The 26,997-nt window shown below is 66.3% G+C and carries 25 protein-coding genes; 8 read left to right on the top strand and 17 right to left on the bottom strand.

Going from position 1 to position 26,997, the window contains the following annotated elements; genetic code table 11:
- Positions 1-9: 9 nt before the first annotated feature.
- Positions 10-1,473: an aldehyde dehydrogenase family protein gene (locus ACZY0X_RS17690; RefSeq protein ID WP_463772480.1), complete on the bottom strand. Its 1,464-nt coding sequence runs from the start codon at positions 1,471-1,473 to the stop codon at positions 10-12.
- 235 nt (positions 1,474-1,708) lie between these two features.
- On the opposite strand from ACZY0X_RS17690, the gene ACZY0X_RS17685 reads away from it, so the two are divergent.
- Both ACZY0X_RS17685 and ACZY0X_RS17680 read left to right on the top strand, forming a co-directional pair.
- On the top strand, positions 1,709-2,191 hold the full coding sequence (locus tag ACZY0X_RS17685; protein ID WP_463772212.1) for a histidine kinase: 483 nt from the start codon (positions 1,709-1,711) through the stop codon (positions 2,189-2,191).
- 39 nt (positions 2,192-2,230) lie between these two features.
- Positions 2,231-3,037: a DUF4097 family beta strand repeat-containing protein gene (locus ACZY0X_RS17680; protein ID WP_463772211.1), complete on the top strand. Its 807-nt coding sequence runs from the start codon at positions 2,231-2,233 to the stop codon at positions 3,035-3,037.
- A gap of 12 nt (positions 3,038-3,049) precedes the next feature.
- Here the strand turns inward: ACZY0X_RS17680 and ACZY0X_RS17675 are convergent, their stop codons facing one another.
- Positions 3,050-5,224, bottom strand: coding sequence for a molybdopterin-containing oxidoreductase family protein (locus ACZY0X_RS17675; protein ID WP_463772210.1), 2,175 nt, complete (start codon positions 5,222-5,224; stop codon positions 3,050-3,052).
- Positions 5,225-5,285: 61 nt separating this feature from the next.
- On the opposite strand from ACZY0X_RS17675, the gene ACZY0X_RS17670 reads away from it, so the two are divergent.
- The 3 genes from ACZY0X_RS17670 (at position 5,286) to ACZY0X_RS17660 (ending at position 8,198) form a co-directional block, all read left to right on the top strand.
- Positions 5,286-5,735 carry a Zn-ribbon domain-containing OB-fold protein gene (locus tag ACZY0X_RS17670; RefSeq protein WP_463772208.1) on the top strand — a complete coding sequence of 150 codons (450 nt, stop codon included), beginning with the start codon at positions 5,286-5,288 and terminating at the stop codon, positions 5,733-5,735.
- Positions 5,732-6,880 (top strand): thiolase family protein, encoded by a 1,149-nt coding sequence (locus tag ACZY0X_RS17665; protein WP_463772207.1) that lies wholly within the window; start codon positions 5,732-5,734, stop codon positions 6,878-6,880. Before ACZY0X_RS17670 ends, ACZY0X_RS17665 begins: the two co-directional genes overlap by 4 nt.
- Before the next feature lie 85 nt (positions 6,881-6,965).
- Complete coding sequence (locus ACZY0X_RS17660; RefSeq protein ID WP_463772205.1) at positions 6,966-8,198, top strand: amidohydrolase family protein; 1,233 nt, start codon at positions 6,966-6,968, stop codon at positions 8,196-8,198.
- A gap of 88 nt (positions 8,199-8,286) precedes the next feature.
- Here the strand turns inward: ACZY0X_RS17660 and ACZY0X_RS17655 are convergent, their stop codons facing one another.
- The 8 genes from ACZY0X_RS17655 to ACZY0X_RS17620 form a co-directional block, all read right to left on the bottom strand.
- On the bottom strand, positions 8,287-8,547 hold the full coding sequence (locus ACZY0X_RS17655) for a hypothetical protein (RefSeq protein WP_463772204.1): 261 nt from the start codon (positions 8,545-8,547) through the stop codon (positions 8,287-8,289).
- Between the two features lie 107 nt (positions 8,548-8,654).
- On the bottom strand, positions 8,655-9,698 hold the full coding sequence (locus tag ACZY0X_RS17650; RefSeq protein ID WP_463772202.1) for an NAD(P)H-dependent amine dehydrogenase family protein: 1,044 nt from the start codon (positions 9,696-9,698) through the stop codon (positions 8,655-8,657).
- The gene (locus tag ACZY0X_RS17645) at positions 9,695-10,891 is read right to left on the bottom strand and encodes an acyl-CoA dehydrogenase family protein (protein ID WP_463772201.1); all 1,197 of its coding nucleotides are present in this window, start codon (positions 10,889-10,891) and stop codon (positions 9,695-9,697) included. The genes ACZY0X_RS17650 and ACZY0X_RS17645 overlap by 4 nt, the downstream gene beginning before the upstream one ends.
- 26 nt (positions 10,892-10,917) lie before the next feature.
- Positions 10,918-11,964, bottom strand: coding sequence for an acyl-CoA dehydrogenase family protein (locus tag ACZY0X_RS17640; RefSeq protein WP_463772199.1), 1,047 nt, complete (start codon positions 11,962-11,964; stop codon positions 10,918-10,920).
- Positions 11,965-11,966: 2 nt separating this feature from the next.
- Positions 11,967-12,848: an amidohydrolase family protein gene (locus ACZY0X_RS17635; RefSeq protein ID WP_463772198.1), complete on the bottom strand. Its 882-nt coding sequence runs from the start codon at positions 12,846-12,848 to the stop codon at positions 11,967-11,969.
- Positions 12,849-12,860: 12 nt separating this feature from the next.
- On the bottom strand, positions 12,861-14,531 hold the full coding sequence (locus ACZY0X_RS17630) for an acyl-CoA synthetase (protein WP_463772197.1): 1,671 nt from the start codon (positions 14,529-14,531) through the stop codon (positions 12,861-12,863).
- 2 nt (positions 14,532-14,533) lie between these two features.
- Entirely contained in the window at positions 14,534-15,748 is a 1,215-nt protein-coding gene (locus ACZY0X_RS17625) for an amidohydrolase family protein (RefSeq protein WP_463772195.1), read from the bottom strand.
- Positions 15,745-16,587: an enoyl-CoA hydratase gene (locus ACZY0X_RS17620; protein ID WP_463772194.1), complete on the bottom strand. Its 843-nt coding sequence runs from the start codon at positions 16,585-16,587 to the stop codon at positions 15,745-15,747. The genes ACZY0X_RS17625 and ACZY0X_RS17620 overlap by 4 nt, the downstream gene beginning before the upstream one ends.
- Positions 16,588-16,923: 336 nt before the next feature.
- On the opposite strand from ACZY0X_RS17620, the gene ACZY0X_RS17615 reads away from it, so the two are divergent.
- On the top strand, positions 16,924-18,537 hold the full coding sequence (locus tag ACZY0X_RS17615; RefSeq protein ID WP_463772193.1) for a hypothetical protein: 1,614 nt from the start codon (positions 16,924-16,926) through the stop codon (positions 18,535-18,537).
- Positions 18,538-18,601: 64 nt separating this feature from the next.
- Here the strand turns inward: ACZY0X_RS17615 and ACZY0X_RS17610 are convergent, their stop codons facing one another.
- From ACZY0X_RS17610 to ACZY0X_RS17600, 3 genes are read right to left on the bottom strand one after another with little or no spacing between them, the layout of a single operon-like run.
- The gene (locus tag ACZY0X_RS17610) at positions 18,602-19,609 is read right to left on the bottom strand and encodes a dihydrodipicolinate synthase family protein (protein WP_463772191.1); all 1,008 of its coding nucleotides are present in this window, start codon (positions 19,607-19,609) and stop codon (positions 18,602-18,604) included.
- A 34-nt stretch (positions 19,610-19,643) separates the two neighbouring features.
- On the bottom strand, positions 19,644-20,441 hold the full coding sequence (locus ACZY0X_RS17605; protein ID WP_463772190.1) for an SDR family NAD(P)-dependent oxidoreductase: 798 nt from the start codon (positions 20,439-20,441) through the stop codon (positions 19,644-19,646).
- A gap of 16 nt (positions 20,442-20,457) precedes the next feature.
- Positions 20,458-21,222, bottom strand: a complete 765-nt coding sequence (locus ACZY0X_RS17600; RefSeq protein ID WP_463772189.1) for a crotonase/enoyl-CoA hydratase family protein — start codon at positions 21,220-21,222, stop codon at positions 20,458-20,460.
- Between the two features lie 364 nt (positions 21,223-21,586).
- On the opposite strand from ACZY0X_RS17600, the gene ACZY0X_RS17595 reads away from it, so the two are divergent.
- Positions 21,587-22,348 (top strand): TetR/AcrR family transcriptional regulator, encoded by a 762-nt coding sequence (locus ACZY0X_RS17595; RefSeq protein ID WP_463772188.1) that lies wholly within the window; start codon positions 21,587-21,589, stop codon positions 22,346-22,348.
- A gap of 53 nt (positions 22,349-22,401) precedes the next feature.
- Here ACZY0X_RS17595 and ACZY0X_RS17590 read toward each other — a convergent pair whose 3' ends face one another.
- The 4 genes from ACZY0X_RS17590 to ACZY0X_RS17575 form a co-directional block, all read right to left on the bottom strand.
- Positions 22,402-23,577 (bottom strand): thiolase family protein, encoded by a 1,176-nt coding sequence (locus ACZY0X_RS17590; RefSeq protein ID WP_463772186.1) that lies wholly within the window; start codon positions 23,575-23,577, stop codon positions 22,402-22,404.
- Between the two features lie 88 nt (positions 23,578-23,665).
- A complete protein-coding gene (locus ACZY0X_RS17585) occupies positions 23,666-24,556 on the bottom strand; it encodes an enoyl-CoA hydratase/isomerase family protein (RefSeq protein ID WP_463772184.1) in 891 nt (296 codons plus the stop codon).
- A gap of 27 nt (positions 24,557-24,583) precedes the next feature.
- The gene (locus tag ACZY0X_RS17580) at positions 24,584-25,372 is read right to left on the bottom strand and encodes a FadR/GntR family transcriptional regulator (protein ID WP_463772183.1); all 789 of its coding nucleotides are present in this window, start codon (positions 25,370-25,372) and stop codon (positions 24,584-24,586) included.
- A complete protein-coding gene (locus tag ACZY0X_RS17575) occupies positions 25,369-26,022 on the bottom strand; it encodes a hotdog family protein (protein WP_463772181.1) in 654 nt (217 codons plus the stop codon). Before ACZY0X_RS17575 ends, ACZY0X_RS17580 begins: the two co-directional genes overlap by 4 nt.
- A 109-nt stretch (positions 26,023-26,131) precedes the next feature.
- On the opposite strand from ACZY0X_RS17575, the gene ACZY0X_RS17570 reads away from it, so the two are divergent.
- A complete protein-coding gene (locus tag ACZY0X_RS17570; RefSeq protein ID WP_463772180.1) occupies positions 26,132-26,986 on the top strand; it encodes an enoyl-CoA hydratase/isomerase family protein in 855 nt (284 codons plus the stop codon).
- Positions 26,987-26,997: the final 11 nt, after the last annotated feature.

Raw genomic sequence — 26,997 nt, 5'->3', positions numbered from 1 at the left:
GTCCTCTCATCAGTTGGGCCGGGGCATCCGGCAGCCAATGGTCTTGGTCTCCAGGTACTGCTGGAAACCCTCGATACCGCACTGCCGGCCCATGCCGGAGCTCTTGTACCCGCCGAACGGTGCGTCGGCGCCGTAGAACATCCCGCCGTTGACGCCGATGGATCCTGTCCGAATCCGCCGGGCGATCGCCATTCCGCGCTCCACCGACCCCGACAGCACGGCACCGGCCAGGCCGAACGCGCTGTCGTTGGCGATCCGCACGGCGTCGTCGTCATCGTCGAACGGCAGCATCACCAGCACCGGACCGAAGATCTCCTCCTGCGCGATGGCAGCGGAGTTGTCGACGCCCACCACCACCGTGGGCTGGACGAAGAAGCCACCTGCCAACTCAGCGGGCAGATCATCGTATGAGCCACCGCCGACGGTGATCTCGGCACCGCTGCGGCGAGCACGCTCGCACGCGTCCAGCACCCGCTCCTTCTGCCGCGCGCTGATCACGGGACCGACAAGGGTCTGCGGCGACGCGGGATCGCCGACGGGCACCATCCCGAAGGCGGCCGTCACACCGGCCACCGCGTCGTCGAACAGCGATCGGTGGATCAGCATTCTGGTGGTGAGCGCACAGGCCTGTCCCGCGTGCACGCACACCCCGATGGCGCTCGGAATGATCTTGGCCGGGTTGACGTCCTCGGTGACGATGAGTGCCGACTTACCGCCCAGTTCCAGGAACGTCCGCTTCATCGTCTCGGCGCCCTGGCGGATCAACAGCTTTCCGACGGCGGTCGATCCGGTGAACGAGATCATGTCGACGCGGGGGTCGGTGGCGAGCAGCTCGGCCACCGCGTTGTCCGGCGTCGGCACGACGCTCACGACGCCCGCGGGAATGTCGGTGTGCTCGGCGATGAGCCTTCCCAACCGGGTGGCGTTCCACGGTGTGTGCGGGTCGGGCTTGAGCACGACGGTGTTGCCCGTCGCCAGAGCTGGCCCCAGCTTGTTGAGGATGACCTCGATCGGGAAGTTGGACGGCGTGATGGCACCCACGACGCCGACGGGTTCCTGAACGACGGTGCGGACGTTGCGATCACCGAACAGACCGCCGCCGTCGAGTGTGCGCTCCCAATCGAATTCGTCGATCAGACGGGAGGGGTACCGCAGCGAGTCGGCCAGCGGCCAGTCCAGCTGTGCGGTGGCGATCGTCACGTCAGGGCATCCGACCTCGGCGATCAGCTCCGCGCGCAGCTCGTCGCGCTCGGACTCCAGCGCCGTCTGCAGCTGCTGCAGGCACCGCTGACGTAGTGCGCCGTTGGTCGACCAGTCCGTCTCGTCGAACGCCCGTCGCGCGGATCCGATGGCTCTCGACATATCCTCGGCGCCTGCGGCGGACGTCGCTCCGAGCACCAGACCCGTTGCCGGGGAGAGATTGTCGAATTCCGCGCCGGACGCCGCAGCGACCAGTTCACCGTCGATCAGCATGCGCTTCTCGGCGGCCTGCGCGGCCAGATGGCCCAACTCGACGCTCGACGCCGACGGCGCCTCGATGGCTTCGCTCACTGCGCTCCCTCGGTCCGGGCGTTCGGAAGCGCGTCACCGCACCACCAACGGTAAAGATTACAGTATCGCAGTTCGGCATCGCAGCTTGACCGCGTCCCGACGCGGGTGCGTCACTTTGACGGTTGCCATGACACCATTGTGGTGTCATAGTGATGTCATGGAACTGCAACCGTTCGTCGACAGCGTGCGGCACGAGCTGAGTGTCGCCGCGGCGGCCGGCGGCGATGACGCCGTCGCTCTGGCCGATCGCCTTACCGCTCCGCTGGAGTCGGCCATCCGGCTGGCGCTGCTCGAAGCGCTGTCCGCGGCAGCCGAGGAGATCACCCGCGACCTGGCCCCCCGATCGGTCGACGTGCGGTTACGCGGTCGCGACCCGGAATTCACCGTGACGCCCGGGGTGGACGACATGCTCGACGATGCTGCGTTCCCAGCCCCGGAAACAGACGCTGACGGCGGCACCTGGCGGGTGACACTGCGCCTACCCGAGAACCTTCGGGCCGGAGTCGACGCCTCAGCTCAGGACGCCGGGGTATCGGTGAACGCCTGGCTGGTTCGTGCCGTCACCACCGCACTGAGTGGCAATCGCCGGCAGCGACAGCGCCCCGGTGGCGACAAGCACTTCAGCGGCTGGGTCCGCTGAGAACTCTCACCCATCCCTACGAAACGACGAGGACAGCCGATGCCCACTTTTCCGACCCCCGACCCCATCACCGCGATACTCGAGGTGGTTGCCGGCTCTGTCCGGCTGATCGCGACCGATCGCGATGACACCGATGTCGAGATCCGACCCCGCGACCCCTCGCGTGCCTCCGATATCAAGGCCGCCGAGCAGGCGCGCGTCGACTTCCACAACGGCACCCTGACTGTCACGGCCGGCAGAAAGTTCATATCGCTGGGCCGCGGCGGAGCGGTGACCATCGACATCGCATTGCCCTCGGGCTCTCGGCTACGGGCGTCGACGGTATCCGCCGAGGTGCACGCCGAGGGCGAGTACTCCGAATGCAAACTGGCATCGGCCAGCGGTGCGTTCGCCGTGGATTCTGTGACCGGAAGGCTCAAGGCGGACACGGCCTCTGGTCGCATGACCGTTCGGGCCATCAAGGGTTCGGCAGCGATCGCTTCGGCGTCCGGTGACACGTCGGTCGGCGGTCTCGTCGGCGATGTGAAGTTCCAGTCGGCCAGTGGCAGGCTGTCGGTCGGGCGACTCGACGGTGCCGTCGACATGCAGACCGCCTCTGGTGCCATCACCGTCGCCACCGCCGTCAAGGGCCGTGTCTCCGTGCAGACCGGCAGCGGCGACGTCGAGCTGGGGATCGCGGAAGGCACTGCGGCACAACTCGATGTGCGAACCCGGTCGGGCGAGATACGAAACGCGCTCGCAGCGTCGGACGGGCCTGCCGATGGCGACGAAACCCTGGCCGTACACGTGCGCACCGGATCGGGTGACATCACCGTGGCGCGCGCCGCGGTCGAGGCCCTGTCCTAGTCGAGGCCCGTCCTAGAGCTGCCCCACCTGGACCGGTACGCCCGTAAGCCAGGACATGCCCGCCAGCGCCTCGACATCGTCGGGATCGCTTGACATCAGCTGATTCACGTTGACCCCGCCGGCCTTGTTGGCGACTCGCCATCCCCCGGTGCCCTTGTGACCCCAACCGTGCGGGATCGCGATGGTGCCCACCACGATGTCGGCGGTCAGCGACACCGGCAGCGCGATCTTGCCGTGCGCCGAACTGACCTCGATCACGTCACCATCGGCAATCCGCCTCGCCGCCGCGTCATCGAGGTGCATGAGCGCCCGGTTGGTCCGCTCCCCCCGCATCAACAAGGGCGAGTTGTGCATCCAGGAGTTCTCCGACCGGGGTTCCCGCATCCCGATCATGCGCATCGGATAGTCCGCGGGCGGCTGCCTGCGCACCATCGCGGTGATCTCGGCGGCGATATCGTCGTGCACCAGCTTCACGCGCCCGTGGGGGTAGACAACGACCTCGTCGAGCACCGGTGTGCGGATGTGCGGCGAGACCACCACTCCGTGCGGGTGGTCGCGACTCAGGCGGGCGAACGTCAAGCCGCCTCGGCGTAGCCCGAATCGGTCACCGCCGTCGGAGAGCCGGATCATGCCGTCCGCCAGCGGGCGCGGTGTCAGTCGGGCACCGAACGCCCCCAGTGCCTTTCGCAGGACGCCGAGCGCGGCGAACGCCGGCGTGCGGGTGGCCATCCGCGCGGTCAGGTCGTCGACGATCTCCCACTCGGTGCGTGCCTCACCGCGCGGCGCGATGACCGCCTCGGTGGCCTGCCGGAACGGAGTCGCCTGAAACTGCTGGAACGTCAGGGCGAAGTCGTCGCGCTCGTACATCGTGGTGACGGGTAGGACGTAATCGCAGTGCGCCGTCGTCTCGTTGACATAGAGGTCGAGCCCGACCATCAGGTCGAGCGTCTCGAGCGCTCCCTCCAACTCGTCGCCGTTGGGCACCGACAGCACCGGGTTACCCGCCGCGACGAACATGGCCTTGATCTGCCGTGCGCCCGGCGTGGCGATCTCCTTGGCCATCAGCGCCGCGGGCTCGGCTCCGACGACGGGCCCGAAGCCGCCGATGCGGCTTCGCTTGCGGCGGTAGGCCCGTCGCATCGACCACCCCATCGCCTTGATTCCCCACCTCTGTCCCGAGATGCCGAGGGTGCTGAACACGCTGCCGCCGGGCCGGTCGAGGTTTCCCGCCACCAGGTTCACCGCGTCGATCAGGTAGGTCGTCAACGTGCCGTTGCGGCCCACACACGTTCCGAGTCGACCGTAGATCGCGGCGCGCGGCGTCGCGACGAGGTCGCGGGCCAGCGCCCGAACCGCCTCCGGCGCGATGCCCGTGTGCTGCTCGGTGCGCTCGGGGGTGAACGGCTCGCAGTGCGTCGCCAACCACTGCACACCGTCGGCCTGCCTCGCCACCGTGGCGGGATCCACCAGCGCCTCGGCGAACATCACGGACAACAGCGACAGGAGAAGGTAGGCGTCGGAGTCGGGCACGATGCCCATCCACTCGAACTGCGCGGCGGTCTCTGACCTGCGCGGGTCCACGACGACGACCCGTCCGCCACGCTTGACGACGTCGTGCATGCGGTCCTTGATCCGCGGCGCGGTGAGGAAACTGCCGTGGGACACCACGGGATTGGCGCCCATCAACACCAGAAGATCGGTGCGCATCAGATCCGGGATCGGCACCGACATCGGTGTGCCGTACAGGAACTGGCTGGCCAGCAGTCTGCTGCTGGTGTCCTGCGAGGATGACGTGAAGAAGTGACTGTGGCGGCCGATGCCCTTGATGAAGGTCATCGCGCCCATCACGTGCGAGTAGCTGAAGGCCGCCGGATTGCCCATGTACCAGCCGACCGCGCCGGAGCCGTGTCTGCGGTGGATGTCGGACAGCCGCCCCGCAATGTCGTCGAGCGCCTCGTCCCACGAGACCGGCTCGAAGCCGTCAGGGCCCTTTCGCAGCGGTGTCGTGACACGGTCGGGATCGTTGACCACCTCGGCGAACGCAATGCCCTTCTGGCAGGCGAAACCCGCTGACAGCGGATGGTCCTTGTCGGGCCGCAACGACACCAGACGACCGTCCTCGACGGTGGCCACCATGCCGCACAGCGGCTCGCAGATACGGCAGAAGGTGGGCTTGTGATCGATCACCGGAACTAGGTTACTGTAATGGTTACAGTTGCAGACCAGATTCGATGATGGAGGCTGCCACGTGCAGAAGGCGATCGACCCCGGTATCTCCACCTGGCCGGATGAGAATCCGCAGCTGATCGGTAGCGGCTGCGGGGCGTGTGGGGCGACCGTGTTTCCGCGCCAGTCACACTGTCCAAGGTGCAGCAAGGCGGACATGAGCGACGTGCTGTTGCCGCGCCGCGGCACGGTGATCGCGTGGACCACGCAGGGCTTCCCGCCGGGGCCGCCCTATGCAGGCCCCACCGGCAAGGACTTCGTACCGTTCGGCGTGGGCCTGGTGCAGTTGGGTTTGGGCGAGGACGCGGTGGTGCGTGTCGAGGGTCGGCTCACCGAGAGCGATCCGGCCAAGCTCGAGTTCGGCATGGAGGTCGAGCTGACGTTCCTGCCGTTCGCCACGGACTCCTCTGACCCAGACAACCCGGTCGACATCGTCACCTTCGCGTTCCAGCCGACAGGAGCCCAGACATGAGCAATGAAGTGGCGATCATCGGTGTCGGGCTGCATCCGTTCGGCCGGTTCGAGGGCAAGAGCGCCATGGAGATGTGCGTCGACGCCATCGACGCGGCAGTCACCGACGCCGGTGTGGCATGGGGCGATATCGGCGCCGCGGCGGGCGGCAGCTGGACGGTCGCCAATCCCGACGCCATCGTCGGCATGGTCGGCCTCTCAGGCATCCCGTTCACCAACGTCTTCAACGCATGCGCCACCGCGGCCAGCGCCGCGAAGGTGTGCGCCGACGGAATTCGGCTGGGCGACTACGACATCGGCATCGCCGTGGGCCTGGACAAGCATCCACGCGGCGCCTTCACCGAGGATCCGGGGCTGGTCGGCATGCCGCAGTGGTACGCCGAGAACGGCCAGTACCTGACCACACAGTTCTTCGGCATGAAGGCCAACCGCTACCTGCACGAGCACAACATCTCGCAGCGCACGCTGGCCAAGGTGGCCAACAAGAACCTGCGCAACGGCGCCCTTAACCCGAATGCCTTCCGCCGCAAGCCGATCGCCGAGGATGACATCCTCAACTCGCCGATGCTCAACTACCCGCTCACGCAGTACATGTTCTGCGCACCCGACGAGGGGGCCGCGGCAGTGGTCATGTGCCGGGCCGATATCGCGCACCGCTACACCACCAAGCCGGTATACCTGCGCGCCGTGGAGATCCGCACGCGCACGTACGGCGCACACGAGGTGAACACCACCTTCGCGCCCGTCGACGAGATGCCGGCGCCCACGGTGTACGCCGCCCGCGCCGCATTCGAGAAGGCGGGCATATCACCGCAGGACGTCGACGTCATCCAGTTGCAGGACACCGACGCGGGTGCCGAGATCATCCACATGGCCGAGTGCGGGTTCTGCCCCGACGGAGACCAGGAGAAGCTCCTCGCCGACGGTGCCACCGAGATCGGCGGCTCCATGCCGATCAATACCGACGGTGGCCTGATCGCCAACGGTGAGCCCATCGGCGCATCGGGCCTGCGGCAGATCCACGAACTCGTCCACCAGCTACGCGGCGAGGCAGGCGACCGCCAGGTGCCCGGCAATCCACGGGTGGGCTTCGCCCAGCTCTACGGCGCCCCGGGAACTGCGGGCGCCACCATCCTCACGCTCTAGTCCCCCGCCGAGCAGACATAAACCTGCCCAATAGTCGCCTGAATTGGACAGGTTTATGTCTGTTCGCGGGGAGGAAGGAACCACCATGACCGAACAGTTCAGGGACGCGCCGGTGTTCGACGCCGATCAGCACATGTACGAGACGGGCGACGCGCTGATCAAGTACCTACCCGAGAAGTACAGCCGCGCCGTGCAGTACGCGCAGTTCGGCAGGCAGACCCGGATCGTGATCAACAACCGGGTCACCGATTTCATCCCCAACCCCACCTTCGAGCGGGTCGCCGCCCCGGGGGCACACGAGAAGTTCTTCGCCGGCGAGAACACCGAGGGCCAGACGCTGCGCGAGATGCAGGGCAAGGCGATCGAGGCACCGGCGGCCACCCGCAATCCCGAGGACCGGGTCGCCGAACTCGATCGCCAGGGTGTCGTCGAGGCGCTGAACTATCCGACCCTGGGCAGCCTGGTGGAACACTCCAGCGCCGACGATCCAGCGCTGACGCTGGCGATCATTCACGCGCTCAACGAGTGGATTCACGAACACTGGTCGTTCAACTACGACAACCGGGTGTTCACCACGCCGATCATCAACCTGTCCGAGGTCGACGCGGCGCAGCGTGAACTGGCCTGGCTCCTGGAGCGCGGTGCCAAGGTGGCCTTGATCAAGCCGGGCCCGGTCAACGGCCTGCACGGCTGGCGCTCCCCCGCGCTAAGCGAGTTCGACCCGTTCTGGCGTGATGTGGAGGCCGCCGGACTGCCCATCGTCCTGCACGCGAGCTATCCGCCGCTCGACGACTACGTCAGCCGGTGGGAGCCGCCGCACACCCAGAACTTCATGGCGCAGAGCGCGTTCCGATGGATGGCGCTCGGCCACCGCGAGATCGCCGACATGATCACCAGCCTGATCTGCCACGGCACGCTCACGCGCTTCCCGAAACTGCGGATCGCCAGTGTGGAGAACGGAAGCGGGTGGATCTTCCCGCTGTTCAACGACTTCGAGGACCTGCAGAAGAAGATGCCGCAGAACTTCCCCGAGCATCCGCACGATGTGTTCCGCCGCAACATCTGGGTCAGCCCGTTCTGGGAGGGCTGCGTGTCCGACGTCGTCAACACGGTCGGGTGGGACAAGGTGATGTTCGGCTCGGACTATCCGCATCCCGAGGGGCTCGCCGAACCGAACGGGTTCTGGAAGTACGCCGAGGGCATGGACGTGCGTCGCACCTATGACTTCATGGGCGACAACGCGCGACGCTTCATGGGACTGCCCATCGCCAACCCCGACCCGCAGGCGGTCAACCCGCCGGCGATGGCCAAGATCTGAGTCACCAACATCCCCCGAGACTGCTGTGAGATCGCGATTTAGCGAGGAAACCCGATCTCACAGCAGTTTCGGCGCTGCGATGTGACCCTTAGGGCCACTCGAAGCAACCGACGTTGGGAATGCAGCCGCCACCGCCGCCCGGGCCGCCGTGGCCGCAGATTCCGTCGGCCGTGCAGCCGCCGCCACCATTGGGGCCTCCGTGACCGCATGTGCCGTCGGCTGTACACCCGCTGCCACCGTCGGGGCCGAACACACCCGGGCTTGCTGCTGCAATCGGTGCCACGGCTATCGCCGTCGCGGCCGCACCCGCCATGACCAGCGGCCCGATGAGTCTCATGATCGCCTTCATGCACTCGGTTCTACCACTAAGACCGGCTAAGTAAAAGGCTGCAATCTCAGCGAAATCTGTGAGGTCGCTGAACGGCGGAAACGCGCCTTCTAGCAAGTTCGCCAGGCTTAGAGCCGGACCAGACCCCTTGGTAGCGGCAGGATGTCAGCGTAGGTGACGATGCCCGGCGCCGCCGCGACCACCTTCGGGATGGCGTTGACCGCAGGCATCGCCGTGAGGATCATCGGCAGCCGCATGAAGTCGTTCATCGTGGTGCCCTTGAAGTCCGCGGGCGGTGAGATGTCGACCTTGATTGCGACGTTGGGGTTGCCGTCGACCCTGATGCGGTGACCCGTGTCGATCGGCCAGTCCGGCTCGAGCGTCTGGCCCTTGCGCCACACGAAGCGAAGCTCGACGATGCTGCGCCCGTTGACCTTCCCGTGCCAGCTGAAGGCGATGCCTGCCACGCATCCCGCCTTGATGCTCCACGAGCCGAGATCGACGTCAGCGGTGGTCTTGGCGTACTCGGCCTCGCAGACGACCTCGTCGAACTCCACCCCCAGCGCATCACCGAGCAGGTGGACGGCGTCGATGAACACGTCGGTCGCCTTGGCCGTCATGGCCGGCAGGTTCGGATCGTCGATGGGATGGGAGAAGCCGACCGGAATCTCGGTGGCCGGCGAGTCGTAGCCGCTGATATCGGCTTCCTCGATGACTGTGACCTTGTCGATGCGGTCGCATCCGCCTGCGGCCACGATCGCCAGCAGATCGACGAAGCCGGGGTTGATGCCCGACCCGAAGATCGAGGCGCCACCCTGCTCGCAGGCCAGCGCGATCCGATCCCGTCGATCACCGAGCGAGTGTCCGGTGATGAAGGCCGCGGTGGTCACGATGTTGACGCCGGCCTCCAGGATGCGGACGACCTCGTCGACGTCGATCCACATCGGGTTGTAGACAACGCAATCCGGCTTGAGCGCGAGGAGCGCCTCGACGTCGTTGGTGGCGGTGACACCCGTCGGAGCAAGACCGCACAGTTCGCCGACGTCACGGCCCGCCTTGTCGGGTGACCACGCATAACACCCGACGAGGTCCAGGTCCGGGTGCGCCAGCGCGGCCTCGACCGACTGGCTGCCGACGTTACCGGTCGTCCACTGGACGACGCGCGTGGTCACGACGCGGACTTGGCGGGCGAGTAGTTGGGCTTGCCGAGCCCGAGCATGTACTGGCCGATCATGTTGCGGAACACCTCCAGTGTGCCGCCGTAGATTCCGACCAGCGGGGCGAACCGGTAGACGTACTCCGCGGCACCACCGTCGATGGCGCCGTCGGTGTCGATCGGCAGCGCCGACGCCTCACCCAGCAGGTCCATCAAATCGGGTGAGACGTCACGCATGGTCTGCGCGAGGGCGACCCGGCCGAAGATGTTCGGGGTGCTGATCGCCACCTCCATACGGGCGACGCTGCGGCCCAGTCGATAGGCCACCGATCCATCGTCCACCGGGCGGCGGCCGCTTGGATCGGCGGTACCGACGATCGCGGCGGCCCTGTCGCACGCCGCGACCATGAAGCCGCCCTGGTGCATCATGATCGAGACGTCCTGCAGGCCATCAGCACTGGCGTCCACGGCGCCGTGCTCGGCGTTGAGCGGTTCGCGCAATACTGTCCAGCCGCCGTTGACCTCACCCAGTCGGTAACGGTCATCGACCCGGACGTCGCTGTAGTAGACGATGTTGGTTCGGTCGCCGTCGACGGTGCGAATGCCCTGGATCTCGATGCCCGGTGTGTCGAGCGGCACCAGGAACATGGTCAGGCTCTTGTGCTTTGGCGCATCCGGATCGGTGTTGGTGATGAGGAAGACGTACTGGCAGTTGTGCGCACCGGTGGTGAACATCTTCGAGCCATTGATGATCCAGCTCGACCCATCCGCTTCGCGGACGGCGCGCGTCTTGCATGTCGCGATGTCGGAGCCGCCATCGGGTTCGGTGTAGCCCAGACACAACCGGATGTGTCCGGAGAAGACGCCCGGCAGCACCTCCTCCTGCACCTCGGGCGAGCCGAACCTCTTCACCGACTTGGCGATCATCGACGTGGTGCCCGCCGTCACCCACGGCACGTGGTAGCGGCGCTTCTCCAGCTGCCACAGCCGGTTGCGCAGCCGGCTGAACCCGCCCTCGTCCTCGCTGTGCCACTCGCCCGCGATGTAGCCGCCCGCGCCGAGTGCGAGGTGGACGTCCTCGTCGAAGTTGTCGCCCGTCTCGCGATCCCGCCGGAGCACCTCATCGGTGACCTGTGTCGACAGCAGTGCGCGCGCCTCGTCGAGGAAGTCGTGGTCCTCGTCGGACAGCTCGACTCGTGAGAAATCCATGTTCTTGTCTCCTATTAGCCGGTGTCCTAGGCGCTTTCCCGGGCGGCGACGATGTGGGCGATCCGGACCGCGGTAGCACCCGGATCGCCACCTGCCAGCGGCCAGCCCCTGGCGCGAACCAGATAGGCCGTTGCGGCCGCCTCGGCCGACACGCCAAGGCCACCCTGAATGTGGACCGCCATGGTCGCGGCCTTCGCGGATTCCTCCGCCATGAACACGAACGCCGACGGCCCGAGTTCCGGACGCGCGTCGGGCTCGTTGTCCAGATACCACGCCGCCCGCCGGGCCAGCGCCCGCCCACCCTGGACGACGATCGCCATATTGGCCAGCGGGTGCGAGATGCCCTGCAGCGTCGCGATCGGGACGCCGAGGGTGTAGCGCGTCTTGGCAAACTCCGCGGCGATGGTCATCGTCTCCTCGACCAGACCGGCGAGCGCGGCGGCGGTCAGCAGACGCCACTCATCTAGCGCCAGTTGGTAGGCCGCCAGTGCCTGCGGTCCGCTGGCCAGCACGGTCGCGGTGTCTGCGGCGGCGGGGTCCACCCAGGCCATGGGCAGCCGTCCGATGTTGTCCACGTGGGGCGGCCGGGTGTCGAACGTCAGACGGACCACGTCGTCACCGTCGCGCACGACGATGTGGTCGGCGATCGAGCCGCACGGAACAAGCCGTCGACCGCTCGCATCGACCTGACGTGGGTCCAGGCCGACGATCTGCTCTCCGGACACGATCGCACCGTCGTCGGAGTCCAACGCGCCCAACCGGGCGAGAAGCCTTGCCGCACACACATGATCGATCCACGGTACCGGGGCGAGCGAACGCCCGATCTCCTCGGCGACCAGTGCGAGGTCGACCATTGTGGCTCCGTCGCCGCCGACGGACTCCGACAGGGCCATCGACGTCGCGCCGGTGGCGCACAACCGCTCCCACAGACCCTTGTCGAAGCCGGTGGCCTCGGCAGCACGAACGGACTCGATCGAGCAGTTCGCCTTGAAGAACTTCTGATACGCGCTCAGCAGGTCCGTCTGGTCCTCGGAGAGGCTGTAGTCCTCCCTGCGTAGTTCGTAACGATCCATGATCACTGCCCCTCTCGATCGCCGAAGAAGAACGCTTGCGCGTTGTTGTACAGATAGTTGTCGAGCACATCAGGTGGCAGGTCCAGGGCGAGCGCCTCGGGCACGACGCGACTCTGCCGCAGCACCGGCCAGTCCGAGGCGAAGATCACCTTGTCCTTGCCGCGGGTGCGCATGAAGTGCAACAGGCTGTCCGGCAACCGCTTCGGCGACCACGCCGAGGTCATCAGGCGCAGGTTCGAGTACTTGATCAGCATCCGGATGGCCACGTCCCACCACGGGTCGGCGCCGTGGATCATGCACAGCCGCAGCTCTGGAAACCGCACGCATACCCGGTCGAGGTGAATCGGGTTCTGCACCTCGCCGGGGATCGGCGGACCAGGTATGCCGGTGTTGACGCACAGCGGCAGGTCGATCTCGGCACACTTGGCATATAGCGGGTAGTACACGGCGTCACTCGGCGGGTACTGACCGTCGCCCCAGAAACTCGGTCCCACTGCGGTGTACGCCACGGGCAGATCCTTGGTGAGTGCCACGAGTTCACGTAACGCCGGGACGGGCCGCAGCAGGTTGATGCCACCGACGGCCAACGCGAACCTGTCGGGCCGCTCGGCCACGAACTTGCGTGCCGTCACCGAGGGCTTGACCAGGTTGTCCATCAGGATCGCCTTGGCGACACCGTGCTCATCCATCTCATCGAGCAGCGCGGGCAGCTCGACCTGGTCGTACAGCGACTGCGGACCCTTGAAGTAGTCGTCACGCACCTTGAGCATGAACTCGGGTTGCTTCTTGGTCTCGCCGAAGTGCACGTTGACCAGACAGTCAATCGCCCTGTGTCCAGTGGCCCTGCGTTGAGCGTCCGCGTCTTGAGTGTCGCTGTGTGACATCGCTTCCCTTGCTCAGGTGGACTTCGGTGCTTGAAATGTCAGCAGTGCTTGTCGGACCGCCTGGCTCTTGGCCCAGCGGTAGTCGGCCTTACCGTTGCCGAGGCGGCGGACCCTGTCAACGACGATGAACTCCTTGGGCGCCTTGAAGCGAGCCAGCTGCTCGACGCACGCCGCATGCAGCGCGTCTGGATCAACGCTCTCTCCGGCGTGCGGTTGCACGAGCGCGACGACCTCCTGGCCCCACCGTTCACTGTCGCGGCCCACGACGAGCGCATCGGCGACGCCGCCCTGGGCCCGGATAACCGCCTCCACCTCCTCGACGAAGACCTTCTCGCCTCCAGTGTTGACCACCAGTGAGTCACGACCGAACAGGCGCAGCGTGCCGTCGGACTCCAGGGACGCCCGGTCCCCCGAGACCACCACCCGTTGCCCCTGCACGACGGGAAAGGTCTTACGGGTGGCCTCGGAATCGTCGAAGTACCCCAACGGGATCCGGCCGGTCCGGACCACCCAACCGACCTCGTCTTCCCCCGGCGCCAGGAAGCGGGTGAGGTCCTCGGACACCACGGTGCCACCCTCGCGTAGGTCGAACGTATCGCGATGCGAGCCACGCTGGTTGTGACCGAAGCCCATGTTTCCGGTCTCTGAGGACCCGTAGCCATTGATGATGGTGAGCTGCGGCAGTCTCTCCAACAGCGCGCTCACATGCTTGGGATTGGTCGCCGCGCCGCCCGTTCCGATGGCGTAGAGCGAAGAGAGCTCGTATGCGCTGCGCTCGAGTTCCTCGACCAGCGGTGCCGCGTAGGCGTCGCCGACCATGGTCATCAGGCCAACCCTCTCGCGTTCGACGGTCTGCCAGACGGTGGGTGGGTTGAACTTGCTTCGATCGTCGTAGAGCACGACCGGCAGCCCGGCGAGCGTTCCCGAGAAGAACGTCCACAGTCCGGCGGCGTGCATCAGAGGTGAGACGGCGAACCACGGCGAACCCTCGTTGGCGCGCACCCTGTCGTGGATCTCCTCGGCCGACGCATGGTCGGCACCCACCATCGATGAGACGTAGGTGTCGCTCTGCCTCCAGAGCACGCCCTTGGGGCGCCCGGTGGTTCCACCGGTGCAGTACATGATGAGATCGTCGGGCGAGCCTGCAATTCTGCGGTCCGGATCACCCTGCGCGATAGCGTCTTCCAACCTCACCGCACCCGCCAGCTGCGGCGCGTCGCTGCCGTCGTCGACCTCGATCAACAGATCGGCGCTGAAACCGGCATTGCTCCTCGCGTCCGCACCGGGCGACAGCACGTCGGCGAACTTCGCGCCCAGTGCGCGGTGATAGATCACCGCCCGCGGCTTGACGTAGTCCAGTAGGTCGGCGACCTCGCGTGGCGTGTAGTGGTGGTTGACGTTGACCGGGATCGTCCGCGCCTTCAGCGCGCCCAGCACCATCTCCGGATAGCGATCGTTGTACATGACCAACGCCACCCGGTCCTGTCCGCACTCCCAGTTCTGCAGGCCGGCACGGTCGCCGTGCACGCCGAACCCCCTGTCCGCCAGGAAGTTCGCCAGCCGTCGAGTCCGTGTGGCCATCTCGCCGTAGGTGGTTCGACGCTCGCCGCACACCGTCATCGTGCGGTCGCCGACCGCGTCAGCGATGGCGTCGACGACGTCGCCGAGGGTCCATTCACCCATGGCTAGGCGTTGACCGAGACGCCGAGCAGGGTAAGGGCGTTGTCGCGCATGACCTTGCGGGTGTCCTCGGCGCTGAACTCGGGGAACTGCGGGATGTCGGCGGTGAAGGTCATCGGATCCGCAAGCCCCTCACCGTGTGGCCAGTCCGAGCCGAACAGGATCTTGTCGACGCCAATGGTGTCGGCGAGAAGCTTCACGTCGTCCTCGTAGTACGGGGCGATCCAGACGTTGTTCCTGATCTGCTCGACCGGGTCCACCTTGAAGTGGTGCGGCGCGGTGTTGGCGGCCTTCTTCAGCCGCTTGATCAGCCGGTAGACGAAGTAGGAACCGTTCTCGATGCTGGCGACCCTGAGCTTCGGGTGCCGCGTGAAAACCTGGTGCACCACCATAGAGGCCATGGTGTCGTGGATCGCCCGGTCGTCGAGCAGGATCTGATCCAGCGGATCCTTCTTGCCGAATCCCTCGAACTTCGCCTGGCCGCCCCATAGCGCCGCGATCGCCAGATAACCGCTGTCGGACAGATGAAAACCGACCGGAATGCCGGCCTCGGCCAACCGGGCCCAGACCGGATCGTGCAGCGGATCACCCAGGGACCGCGGCTTGACGAGCCCGGGTACCGGCGCCGGCCGGACCAACACCATCTTGGCCCCGCGCGCCAGCACGAACTCGACTTCCTCGACAGCCTTGTCGGGATCGGCCAACGAGATGATGGGCGCCGAGATGATTCGGTGGTCGGGTCGGTCGAAACCCCAGTCCTCGTCGAGCCATAGGTTGAATGCGTGCACCGAGGCCATCGTCGCCTCGATATCGGCCTTGAGCGCCTCCTCGACACCGCAGGCGAATGTCGGCAGCATGAACACCGTCTCGAGGTTCTGGCGGTCCAGGACCTTCACTCGCGCGTCGCGGTTCTGGTACTCGGGGTGGTCTGCCATCCGATCGACCTTCATCAGGGAGGCCGGGTCGACACCCTCGGGGATCTCGCCGCGGAACAACAGATCCAGACAGCCCGGTTCGATGATCGGATCGAACGTCGGATTGGGGATGAACTGATTGATCTCACCGCCCATGACGGCGAAGGTGCGCTTGCCCTCGGTGAGCATCTGCACGCCGCGGCGCTTGAACTCCTTGGGCAGATGCCGAGTGAACGAGTCGACCGGCTCGTAGTAGTGGTTGTCGACGTCGATCGCACGATAGTCGAGCGTGGCCTTGTCCGTCATGATCGGTCCTCCTGCTCTGGCGCCAGCGGCGGAAAGCTGGGCTGTCTCTTCTCGAAGAAGGCGGTGATGCCCTCAATGAAGTCGGGGCGCCGCATCGACTCGTGCATGAGTCTCTCGGCGTGGTCACTGGTGGCCACCAGATCCCGCAGCGCGTCGTCGTACATCTGACGCTTGATCACGGCCATGGAACTCGGCGCGCAATGGGCCGCCATGTCCTGCGCGTAGGCCAGCGCTCTGGGCAGCAGATCCTCGGGGGCGACGACTTCCTTGACGAGTCCGAGTTCGGCCGCCTCTTCGGCGTAGAAGGTGCGCCCACTCAGGAGAAGGTCGAGCGCCGCACTCCACCCCACCAGCCGGGGCAGGATCCAGGAGATGCCGTACTCGCCGATGAGTCCACGTCGGGCGAACGCGGTGGTGAGCTTCGCTCCCGCAGCAACGAACCGGACGTCGCACATCAGCGCGTGCGTGAGGCCGATACCGGCGCAGGCTCCGTTGATGGCCGCGATAATGGGCTTGCGCATGTCGGTGAGGAAATGCGGGTGCCGCTCACCGACGAGATGCGACATGTCGCTGTCTTCTTCTCCGGTGGATTCACTTGCGCCGCTTATGGTGTCGAGGTCACCCATATCGGCACCGGCGCAGAACGCCCGCCCGTTTCCGGTGAGCACGATGACCCGAACGTCCGGGTCCGCCTCGGCCGCGTCCATACAGCGGTAGAAGGCCGCGGCAAGTCCGCCACCCCAGGCGTTCATGCGCTCGGGGCGGTTCAGTGTCACCACTGCCACGCCATTTTCGAGTGCCTCATAGAGCACCGGACTCTTCTGATCGGTGGCTGTCACTGTGACTTCATCGCGTCGTCGACTCCCGGAATGCCCCAAGCTGAATGTATGCACATACTGTATACCTATCGGTAGCGCTCTCCGCCATAGGGCTGGGAACACAATCGCCGACGCGGCCAACCTCCGCCGACCGGCGTCGAACCGGCCCGTGGCTCACGCCCGTTCACCGTGCGCACATGAATCTAGATTCGCTAAGCACCCAGCCGAACTCGCCGATCCGCAAATTCCTGTGAGCCCGCTGAGAGAAGGCAAGCCTTACCTGTTGTTACACAGGTAAGGCTCAGCTAACGTCCAGGCGACTCACAGGCAACTTCGCCACATTGATCAGGAGAAACCGTGCAACTAGCTCTTCGTGCCGACTCGGTGGATTGCGACTACACGTCGCAACGCCCAGCGTCGCCAACCCGCAGCACCAAGTTTCTGGTGGTTGGCGTCGCAATGGCCAGCGCCGGTGTCATCGCCGTCAATCCCGTGATTGCGACACCGGCCATGCCCGACGTGCGAGCGGCAGCCGTTGAACTCTCGGCGTTCGCCAATCCGATCACCGAGTGGCAGAAGACCTTCACCAACACGTTCACCGCTCTGGGTACGCTGGGCACCGGCGTCTCGGCCTCCGCGGCCGCGCTGACGCAGGCGCTCAGCAATCCGGCGGTCCAGGCCCAGTTCGCCGGCATGTTCACCGGCTTCAACCCGCACCGCATGCTGAACGCACTGGCAACACTTCCGGAGTTCGGGGGGCGCCTCGGCGCCGCGGCTGCAGGTTTTACCGGGCAGCTCCAGGAGGCGCTCGGAGCCCTTCCGGGAGTCCTGCAGACCTCGGCGGGCCTCCTCGCACAGGGCAAGTTCCTCGAGTCGTTTGCCGAGGTCAACTACTGGTTCTTGACGGCCGGTTTGTCTGACTTCCGTGGCCAGATGCTGGACGCCTTCAGGGTTCCTGGCGATTTCCTGGACTCCATCGGCCTCGAGCCGCTCGCCCGCATCCTCGGCACCTCCTGGATGGTCACATCTGCGCCCGGAGCCCAGATCGCCGGCCCCGGCTTGCTGTCACGCGCTGTGATCGGCAATCTCGCAAGGGCATTGCTGGGCCCGCCAGTCACCGCGATGTTCCAAACCATGGAGATTTTCGACGCTTTCGGGGCCGCGGTCCAGGCCGGCGACATCCAGACCGCGATCAGCGAGCTGATCAACGCACCGGCAAGGATCGTCAACGCCTTCGTCAACGGGTACATTCCGGCATTCGTTGGCGACCCCGACGGTCCCTTCCCTCCCGGCCCCGGACAGACGTTCCCTGGCCTCCTCTCCCCGACGGGGACCTTCGACTTCTTCTTCCGCCAAGTGCCGGAGGAGATCGCCAAGGCTCTGCAGTTCCCACGGCCCGCTCCGCCGGTTGCACCGGCAGTGGTCACCACCTCCGTGGCAGACGCGACCCTGGTATCGGCGTCGCCGAGCGACATCCCCAGCAGCGGTACCCTCCAGCTCACGCTCGAGACTCCAACTGCTGCAGTCGAAACCGCCCCGGCTGTCGACGAGGGCGCAACCACCGACGGTTCGACCGACGCCGTGGTCACCTCACCCGAGCCTGAGGGTGCGGGCAACGGTAGCGGCACCACCCCCGTCGATGAGACGGATGGTGGCACCGACAGCGAGACTGGAGCCACCGATGGTGGCGAAAGCGAAGGCGCGCAGGGCGGCACGGACAACGGCACCAAGCCGTCCGACACCAAGCCCAGCGACACCAAGCCGTCGGACACCAAGTCCGACAACAGCAAGTCGGATGACAGCAAGTCCGACAACAGCAAGTCGGATGACACCAAGTCAGACGACAAGAAGTCCAATGACAGCAAGTCGGACAACGCCAAGTCCGACGACAGCAAGTCCAACGAGAGCAAGTCCAAGTCCAGCGACAACAAGTCGGGTGGCAGTGACAACAAGTCCAGCGGCGGTGAGTGAGCTGCGCTGACATGAACTGAGCCTCCGGGGCCTGACGACGCGACCGTGTCGTCAGGCCCCGGATTCAGTTCTCCAGCAGGCCAATACGCGCGTAGGCCTCACGAATCTGAGTCTTTGCCTCATGCGGCAAGTGCGCCTGCGGCGGTCGCGAGTGCGGGTAGTCACCGATCGGCAGACCCAGCAGCGAAGCCGCGTACTTGAACGCGCCACCCCAGTGCGTGAAGTAGTCCGCGCGGCCGGGATAGCAGGTGAACCACGGGCCGCGGTCCAGCTCGAACTGGTCCAGTCCCGACGTGCGCGCGTAGTCCATCGCCTCGACGAGTTTGTCGTCCCACACCAGGTTCCAGTACTCGCTGAAGATACGGCGCTGCGGTGTCTCGAACAGGTAGCCGCTTGTCCCGAGGAGCGCGGGGACCACAATGCCATCGCGCAGCCACCCGGCCCGGTAGACCGTCGTGTCGCACTCCCAGATCAACAACTCGGGGGCGAGTTCGTGCAGCATCCGACTGCTGCCCGGGCGGAAGGCACCCTCCTTGGTGGCGCACACCGCGGGGATCTCGGCGGCGATACGCGCACCCTCGGCCGGTGTCAGCACATATCCAGATGACGGTGAGTTGAACATCCCGAGCGCGATGTCGGTGCGATCGGCGACGTAACGGAAGAAGTCCAGCACGCCGTGTCCTCCGTGCGCCTCCATCATCGGTGTCTGGATGTAGACGATGTCGGCACCCACCTCCTGCGCGTGCCGGGTCAGCTCGACGCAGTCCTTGGCCGCGGTGGCCGATGTGCACGCCTGGATCACGACATCGGGTTTGATCACGCGCGCCTCGGCGATCGCCACCTCGAGCAGACGCTTGCGCTCTCCGATGGTCAGCGCCCAGAACTCGGCCAACCCGCTTGTGCACCAGAGCATCTGATGGTCGAGCGTGCCGATGCAATGCCGCACCAGGGCCCGGTAGGCGTCCCAGTCGATGTCATCGCCGTCGGTGCCGCAGAACGGTGTGTAGAGGGAGTCACCTATCCCCCGCAGCGCGGTGCGGGCCCACTCGCGTGCATCCCTTGCATTCGCCATGCGCCGCTCCCTGCAGAGTTGATCTGGTGAAACCTCAGGTGAAGTCGCTACCGCCGTCGACGTTGACGTTCGCGCCGGTCATGTAGGAATTGCGGCGTGACGCCAGGAATGCCGCGACCGGTCCGATCTCGTCGGGCAGGCCCGCGCGGGGCAGGTGCGCCGGATGGCCGAAGTGTTCGTCGATCGCCTGCATCAGGCGGTACGGGTCGGAGCCGTCGACGCCGACCGAGTCGGCCCAGCCGAGTAGAGCCTCGGATGCGATGCTGCCGGGCGAGACGACGTTGACCAGGATCGCATCCGGCGCAAGCAGCAGCGACAGGTTCTTCGAGACGCTGTTCACCATCGCCTTGGCCGCGGTGTAGGCAGGGAGCCTGGTGCTCTGGCGTTGCGTCGAGTGTGCGGAGAAGTTCACGATTCGGGCCCACTGCGCCTTGCGCAGCAGCGGAAGCGCGGCGCGCACGCACCGCACCATGCCCATCGCGCCGTCGTCGACGGCCGCATGCCACTGATCGTCGGTGAGTTCCTCGAACGAGCCGGCCGCGCCTGGGCCCACGGTGTTGATCAGGACGTTGAGTTCACCGTCCCAACGCCGTCCGATGTCGGCGAACACCCGCTCCACTTGGTCGGCGTCCGAGATGTCGGCGACCACGGCAACCGAATCGGGGCTACCGCACCGACTCAGTTCGGCCGCGGCCGCCTCGAGCACCTCGGCGGAGCGTCCGACGACGGCCACCCTGGCGCCGTCCTGCGCCAGGCACCGGGCCGTCGCCAGACCCATTCCACGACCACCGCCGACGACGACGGCGGTCGCGTTGGTGAAACCTAGGTCCACGCCACCACCCCGTCGGTCAGGAACCGGTCCAGTTCGGCGCGCGCTTCTCAGCGAAGGCGGTGGCACCCTCCATCGCGTCCTTGGACGAGAACACCGGCAGGATCAGCTCCTGCTGCTTGGCCCACATCTCGTCCTCGCTCCAGCTGGCGGACTTGGCGATGATCTCCTTGGTCACCGCCACGGCCAGCGGACCGTTCTTGGTGATGCGCTCGGCCAGTGCCAGGGCTCCGTCGAGTGCGCCGCCCGCCTCGGTCAGGACGTTGACGAAGCCCCATTGCGCAGCGTCCTCGGCCGTGAAGCTGTCACCTGTGAGCGCCAGCTCGAGCGCCTTCTGGTACGGAATGCGGTGCGGCAGCCGCAGCAGTCCGCCACCCGCTGCCACCAGGCCACGCTTCACCTCGGGGATACCGAACTTCGCGTTCTTGGCAGCGACGACAAGGTCGGTGGCCAGCACGATCTCGGTGCCTCCGGCCAGCGCGTACCCCTCCACCGCGGCGATCAGCGGCTTGCGCGGTGGACGCTCGGTGAAGCCGATCCCGCGTCCGGGGATCGCGGGCACCTCGCCGGCCATGAATGCCTTGAGGTCCATCCCCGCACAGAAGTTTCCGCCGGCGCCGGTGATGATGGCGACCGAGAGTTCCGGGGTGTCGTCGAGTTCGTCCACCGCGTCGGCGAGCCCCTGCGCGACGGCAAGGTTGAACGCGTTACGCGCCTCGGGACGGTTGATGGTGACGACGAGAGTCCGTCCCCGTCGCTCTGTGAGGACTACTTCTTCGGACACGTGGGCCCCTTCGCGAGATGGTTATCGTGATTCACGACACGGTAAGTGCACCGTGAAACCTACTATAGGTGTTTCAGTACCGTCCGACAGGCCATTGCTCGATTGAACTGCCATCGAGCTAATCCCTTGCTCAACAAGGCATTAGGGCCCGACAGCGCGAACGTGAAGAAGTGTTCGACGTCTCGTCGATTTCTCGCCAATACCTTCACGCACGCGCACGCCCAGGCGTAACGAGACCCCGACCGTATGCCTACCGGTAAGGTCTACGGTGACGTGTGCACCGGGACACGCAGATTCTAGCCGCGGTTCACACGGCCGTTGCCGGTAGATTGACGTCCGCCGCGAACCCGATGGAGGTGCCCCAGTGGCCAAGCAAGTGACCGGCGAGAAGCGGCAACGCCGCGAACGCGGCTCCATCAATCCCGACGACATTATCAAGGGCGCCTTCGAACTCGCCGAGGACGTCGGGATCGACAACCTGAGCATGCCCCTGCTGGGCAAACACCTCGGTGTCGGCGTCACCAGCATCTACTGGTACTTCCGCAAGAAGGACGATCTGCTCAACGCGATGACGGACCGCGCGCTGAAGCAGTACGTCTTCGCGACCCCCTACGTCGAGGCCAAGGATTGGCGCGAGACATTGCGCAACCACGCCTGGACCATGCGCAAGACATTCATGGGGAACCCCATCCTGTGCGACCTGATCCTGATCCGCTCGGCGCTGTCTCCTCGCGCGGCCAAGATGGGCGTCGCCGCTGTGGAGAAGGCGATCGAGAGCCTGGCGGAGGCCGGCCTCTCCCCCGAGGACGCCTTCGACACGTACTCCGCGGTGTCGGTTCACGTGCGTGGATCTGTCGTCCTGCAGCGGCTCTACGACAAGAACCGCTCGGTCGACGGCGGACCAGGCGACTTCGAGGAGGTCATGGTCATCGACGCCGAGACCGCGCCCCTTCTCGCCAAGGTGACCGAGGAGGGCCACCGCATCGGCGCATCGGATGACAAGAGCTTCGAGTACGGACTCAACTGCATCCTCGATCACGCCGCTCGGCTCATCGCCGAGCAGGCGGACGGGCCCGCTCCGCGGCGGGCGGCCGCCGCGCCGCGACGCAAGGCCACGGCGCGGTAGCGCCCATTTAGCCCGGCGCGGTAGCGCCCATTTAACCCGGCGCGGTAGCTGGCTTACACCTCGATGACGACGGCGCCGCCCTGGCCGCCGCCTGCGCACATCGCCGCGACACCGATACCGCCGCCGCGGCGACGCAGCTCGTAGATCAGGGTCGTCACCATCCGGGCGCCCGACGCCGAGATGGGATGGCCGAGGCTGCATCCGCTGCCGGAGAAGTTGACGAGATCCTCGTCGAGGCCGTACTCCTTGCACGCTGCGATCGGCACCGACGCGAACGCCTCGTTGATCTCCCACAGCGTGACATCCGACGGCTTCAGGCCTGCGCGCTGAAGAACCTTGCCGATGACCTTCACGCCGCCGAGCCCGGTGTCGCGCGGCGCGACGCCGATGGACGCCCACGCCTTGACGGTCGCCATGACGTCCAGGTTCTCCGCAAGGGCGAGATCGCGCTCTGCGACCGCTACCGCGGCGCATGCGTCATTGGTGCCGCTGGCGTTGCCGGCGGTGATGGAGAAGCCCTCGATCTCGGGATGCAGCACCTTGAGCCCGGCGAGCTTCTCGACTGTGGTGTCACGCCGCGGATGCTCGTCGACGGCGAACTCGGTGACCGAGCCGTCGAACTGGGTGATCTTCAGCGGCAGGATCTCGTCGGCGAACTTGCCTGCGTCCTGGGCTGCGACGGCGCGCTGATGGCTGCGAGCTGCCCAGGCGTCCATCTCCTCACGGCTGATACCCGCGGCCTGCGCGGTGTTCCAGCCGACCGTGATCGACATGTCCTTCATCGGAGCGTCCGGCGTCTCGACGTGCGTGGGTGTCATCCAGCGCTCCTCGAACTTCAGCTCGGGGCCGGGGATGCGCCAGTTGGTCAACGGTGTCATCGACAGCGACTGGACGCCACCGGCGATCAGGGCGCGCTCCATGCCGGAGCCGATCTGCGCCGACGCGTTGCCGATCGCGGTCAGGCTGCCCGCGCAGTGCCGGTTCACCGACTGGCCGGGGACGTGCTCGAGGCCCGTCGCCGTCGCCGCGTAGCGCGCGAGATCGCCACCACCGTAGTTGGATTCGGCGAAGATGAGGTCGTCGATGACCGCAGGATCCAGGCCTGAGCGGCGGATCACCTCGGGCAGCACGGCGGTGATGAGGGTCTCCGGCGGCGTATTGACCAGCGTGCCCTTGAAGGACCGCCCGATGGCAGTCCGGACCGCTCCGACGATGACAGGTGTGGGCATGTCTCAAACCTCAGTTCTTGGGCCGCCTCCGGCGGTGGATTAACTGCGTTACAAAACTAGCAGAAACTGTAGCGCTGACGGGAGGTGGTCAGCGAACGTCGGGTTCGGGCACGTGGAAGTGCTCGTCACGCAGCCGAAACGCCTCCTTCGTGCCGTGCTGGGCACGGGTCTTGACGAAATTGAACTCACCCGGCGCGAACTGCAGGTTCGTCCCGTAGGCGTGGAACAGGTAGCTGGCCACTTCCTCACCCTGATAGGCCTGACTCTGCTCGACCATGCGGAAGGCCTCCTTGGCGATCACGACGCCGTCGGCGGGCATCTTGGCCGCCTTCTCCGCCCAGTACCGGGCCCTGGCGGTGACGGCTTCCGGGGAGCACGTCTCGGTGAAGACCCCGAGGTGCTCGACCTCACCGGCCGCGATGATGTCGCCGGTCAGCAGCATCCGTCGCGCGAGCACGGGCCCGAGGCGGTGAAAGAACATGTGCAGGCTACCCAGCGCCGGGCCGAGGAAGCGCGTGGCGGGCATGCCGATGCGGGTGTCGCGGGCGATCACGGAGATATCGGTCATCAACGCCATCTCGAAGCCGCCGCCCAGGGCGTAGCCGCCGATCTCCCCCACTGTGATCTTCGGGAACCCCATGAGGTTGTGATAGAAGCTGAATGACTTGCGGTCCACGGTGAGTCGCCTGCGTTGGCTGGGCCGACGCCTGGCCGCCTCCTCACCCTTGTCGCCATACCAGCCGTACGCGTTGTTCATGTCCGCACCGGTGGAGAAGACGCCCTCGACGCCGCGGAGGATCACCACCGTGATGTCGTCGTCCTCGGCGACCTGATCGAGACACCGCTCGATGGCGTCGCGCATCGCTGCGTCATAGGAGTTGCGCTGCTTGGGGTTGTTCAGTGTGATGGTCGCGATTCGGCGATCTGGGTCGACGTCGAACAGCACGCGGTCGTCGGTCGTCGTCGTGTCTGTGGTCATAGTGGAACCCCTCTATCCGTGGTCGGCTTATCCGTGGTCGACGTTCGAGATCAGCCGAGCCTCGATGGTCTTGTCGGTGCCAAAGGCGATGGTGTGCCGCCGGGCGGCGGCGAGGTGGTCTGCCGCGATGCGCATGGCGCGGTCGCGATTGCCATCACGGATGGCGTCGGTCATGCGTTGGTGGTCGCGCAGGGCCGCACGCATCGTCTTGTCCCGCATGGGTGAGTCCATCGGGGACGACTCGTCGCTCCACACCGCGGACTCGTGTGCCGACCAGATCAGCTCAAGGGACCCGATCAGCAGAATCATCGGTTCGTTGCCGCACCGCGCCACCAGCGCCTCGTGGAATCGACGCGCGTTGGGAACGTAGCCGGCCACATCATCGAATTGCTCGCTCTGGTTGCGGATCTCGGCTTCGAGGTACGGGACCACCTCGGTCAACCGGTCCTCGCGGGCGGCGCACATTCCGGCACAGATGGGCTCCAGGTACAGCAGCGCCGCGCTGACGTCGGCAGGCGTCGAGTCGCGTGACTGCAACACCATGCCGATCATGTGCGCGGTCCGCTCCGAGGACGGCAGGTGCACCACGGCGCCGCCCACGTTCCCTCGCCGCACCGACACCAGCCCGTCGGTCTCCAGGATGTGGATGGCCTCGCGAAGCGCCGGCGGACTCACCCTGAACTCGGCCAGCAGCTGCTCCTGAGAGGGCAGGATGTCGCCCTGCTTCAGCCGTCCCGACAGGATGTCGTTGCGCAGGCGTGCCGCGAGGATCTCGGCGACCCTTGGCTGGCGAATCCGGTGCTCGACCACTGTCATCGCTGCTGCCTGGCGCCGAAAGCGGCGCCGGTGAGTCTCTCGGGTGGCAGCGCCACGGTGTCCACCAGTCCGATGCACAGCACCTCGTCGTCGAGCCGCAGTCTGGCCGTCGAGGTCAGACCGCGCTCGGTCTCACAACGCTGCACGTCAAAGGTCAACTCGGTCAGAAGTGGCGTCGGTCGGCGGTACTTCACGGTGAGCGATCGCGTCTTCCCCGACAGTCGGGTGGCGCAATTGTGGTGCTGTGTCACGCAATCGAAGAACACGCCGAGGAAGCCGCCGTGCACCAGGCCCGGCGGTCCCTCGAAGTTCAGCGGGAACGTGACGGTGCCGGTCGCGGTGTCCGGGTCGCCGTCGACGACGTCGAGGCGGTACTCGGGAAAGCTCGGGTTGTAGGCACCGACGTCGAATGCGTGGTCTAGGTAGAGCCTGCGCAGACCGTCCGGATCGGCACCTATGCGGGGCGCGACATCAGGTGGTGCCGCCTCGGCGAGGTCGGCCTCCCACTGCGCGAATCGGACCAGCATGTCGTCGACGGCGGGATGCTCGTTCTCGATGGACAGCAGCAGACCCGTCAGTCGCCGGATGGCGGCGGCAGCTTCCACGGTCTGTGGCAGCGGCTTCTCGCCAAACCGCGGTGCGTCGGCCACGGACCACCCCCTCCGTCGACTCGGGCGCCGGCGCTTCCGCAGGCGGCCTTTCCTTGCTAACTTGTACAAGATAGCAATCGTAGCGCCTACTGTATGGGTAACCGTAACGATGCGGAAGGGGCGATCCACGGTGAGTCAAGAGAGCGGCGAGGTTGTCGGTGAGAGCCAGGCCGCCGGCTCGGTGACCGTGTCTCACGACGGTGCGATCCTGCGTCTCGTACTCGACCGTCCCGATCGACGGAACTCCCTGAGCCACACAATGATCGACACGCTGGTTCAGGTACTTACGGACGCCACCACCGACGATGCCCTGCGCGCCATCCACATTCGGGGAGCCGGCGACGACTTCTGCGCGGGTGCCGACTGGGTGGCCACCAACGCATCAGGCGGGACACGCCCCCGCACCGGGGACCTGGTCCGCCGCATCCCCCTGACCTCGCACCGCATCATCGAACTCGTCGGGGCAATCGCACTTCCCGTCGTGTGCACGGTTCGCGGCTGGGCAGTCGGCCTGGGCTGCAACCTCGCGCTTGCCGCCGACTTCACCGTCGCCGCCGACGACGCGGTGTTCTGGGAACCGTTCCTGGACCGCGGATTCAGCCCCGACTCGGGCGCCACCTGGCTGTTGCCCCGCCTGGTCGGCGTGGCCAGGGCGCGGCGCATGCTGTTGCTGGGCGAGAGGGTCTCGGGCGCCGACGCCGCCGACTGGGGCATGATCCACCAGGCCACGACCGCGCAGGACGCGGACGATGTGGCCGAGGCCCTGCTGGCCCGGCTAGCCGCTGGTCCAACGGTCGCGCTGGGGTTGGCCAAGTCGGCGATGCGGGCCAATCAGCACGCCACCCTGGAGCAGGCCATGACCCAGGAGCTGTACAACCTCGAACTGTCGTGCCGGACAGCAGACTTCAAGGAGGGACTCGCGGCCTTCCGCGAGCGCCGCGCACCGGACTTCACCGGCCGATGACCGAAGGGAAA

The organism is Mycobacterium sp. IDUB_39, assembly GCF_055419205.1.
This window is presented reverse-complemented; position numbering and strand designations above follow the sequence as displayed.

Bases quoted from the DNA above. Each gene is read 5' to 3' on its own strand.
- ACZY0X_RS17610 (WP_463772191.1), bottom strand. From the start codon at position 19,609: ATGGCGAATGCAAGGGATGCACGCGAGTGGGCCCGCACCGCGCTGCGG.
- ACZY0X_RS17580 (WP_463772183.1), bottom strand. From the start codon at position 25,372: ATGACAGTGGTCGAGCACCGGATTCGCCAGCCAAGGGTCGCCGAGATC.
- ACZY0X_RS17625 (WP_463772195.1), bottom strand. From the start codon at position 15,748: ATGACGGACAAGGCCACGCTCGACTATCGTGCGATCGACGTCGACAAC.
- ACZY0X_RS17660 (WP_463772205.1), top strand. From the start codon at position 6,966: ATGACCGAACAGTTCAGGGACGCGCCGGTGTTCGACGCCGATCAGCAC.
- ACZY0X_RS17635 (WP_463772198.1), bottom strand. From the start codon at position 12,848: ATGTCACACAGCGACACTCAAGACGCGGACGCTCAACGCAGGGCCACT.
- ACZY0X_RS17645 (WP_463772201.1), bottom strand. From the start codon at position 10,891: ATGGATTTCTCACGAGTCGAGCTGTCCGACGAGGACCACGACTTCCTC.
- ACZY0X_RS17570 (WP_463772180.1), top strand. From the start codon at position 26,132: ATGCGGAAGGGGCGATCCACGGTGAGTCAAGAGAGCGGCGAGGTTGTC.
- ACZY0X_RS17680 (WP_463772211.1), top strand. From the start codon at position 2,231: ATGCCCACTTTTCCGACCCCCGACCCCATCACCGCGATACTCGAGGTG.
- ACZY0X_RS17590 (WP_463772186.1), bottom strand. From the start codon at position 23,577: ATGCCCACACCTGTCATCGTCGGAGCGGTCCGGACTGCCATCGGGCGG.
- ACZY0X_RS17665 (WP_463772207.1), top strand. From the start codon at position 5,732: ATGAGCAATGAAGTGGCGATCATCGGTGTCGGGCTGCATCCGTTCGGC.
- ACZY0X_RS17640 (WP_463772199.1), bottom strand. From the start codon at position 11,964: ATGGATCGTTACGAACTACGCAGGGAGGACTACAGCCTCTCCGAGGAC.
- ACZY0X_RS17685 (WP_463772212.1), top strand. From the start codon at position 1,709: ATGGAACTGCAACCGTTCGTCGACAGCGTGCGGCACGAGCTGAGTGTC.
- ACZY0X_RS17585 (WP_463772184.1), bottom strand. From the start codon at position 24,556: ATGACCACAGACACGACGACGACCGACGACCGCGTGCTGTTCGACGTC.
- ACZY0X_RS17655 (WP_463772204.1), bottom strand. From the start codon at position 8,547: ATGAAGGCGATCATGAGACTCATCGGGCCGCTGGTCATGGCGGGTGCG.
- ACZY0X_RS17690 (WP_463772480.1), bottom strand. From the start codon at position 1,473: ATGCTGATCGACGGTGAACTGGTCGCTGCGGCGTCCGGCGCGGAATTC.
- ACZY0X_RS17630 (WP_463772197.1), bottom strand. From the start codon at position 14,531: ATGGGTGAATGGACCCTCGGCGACGTCGTCGACGCCATCGCTGACGCG.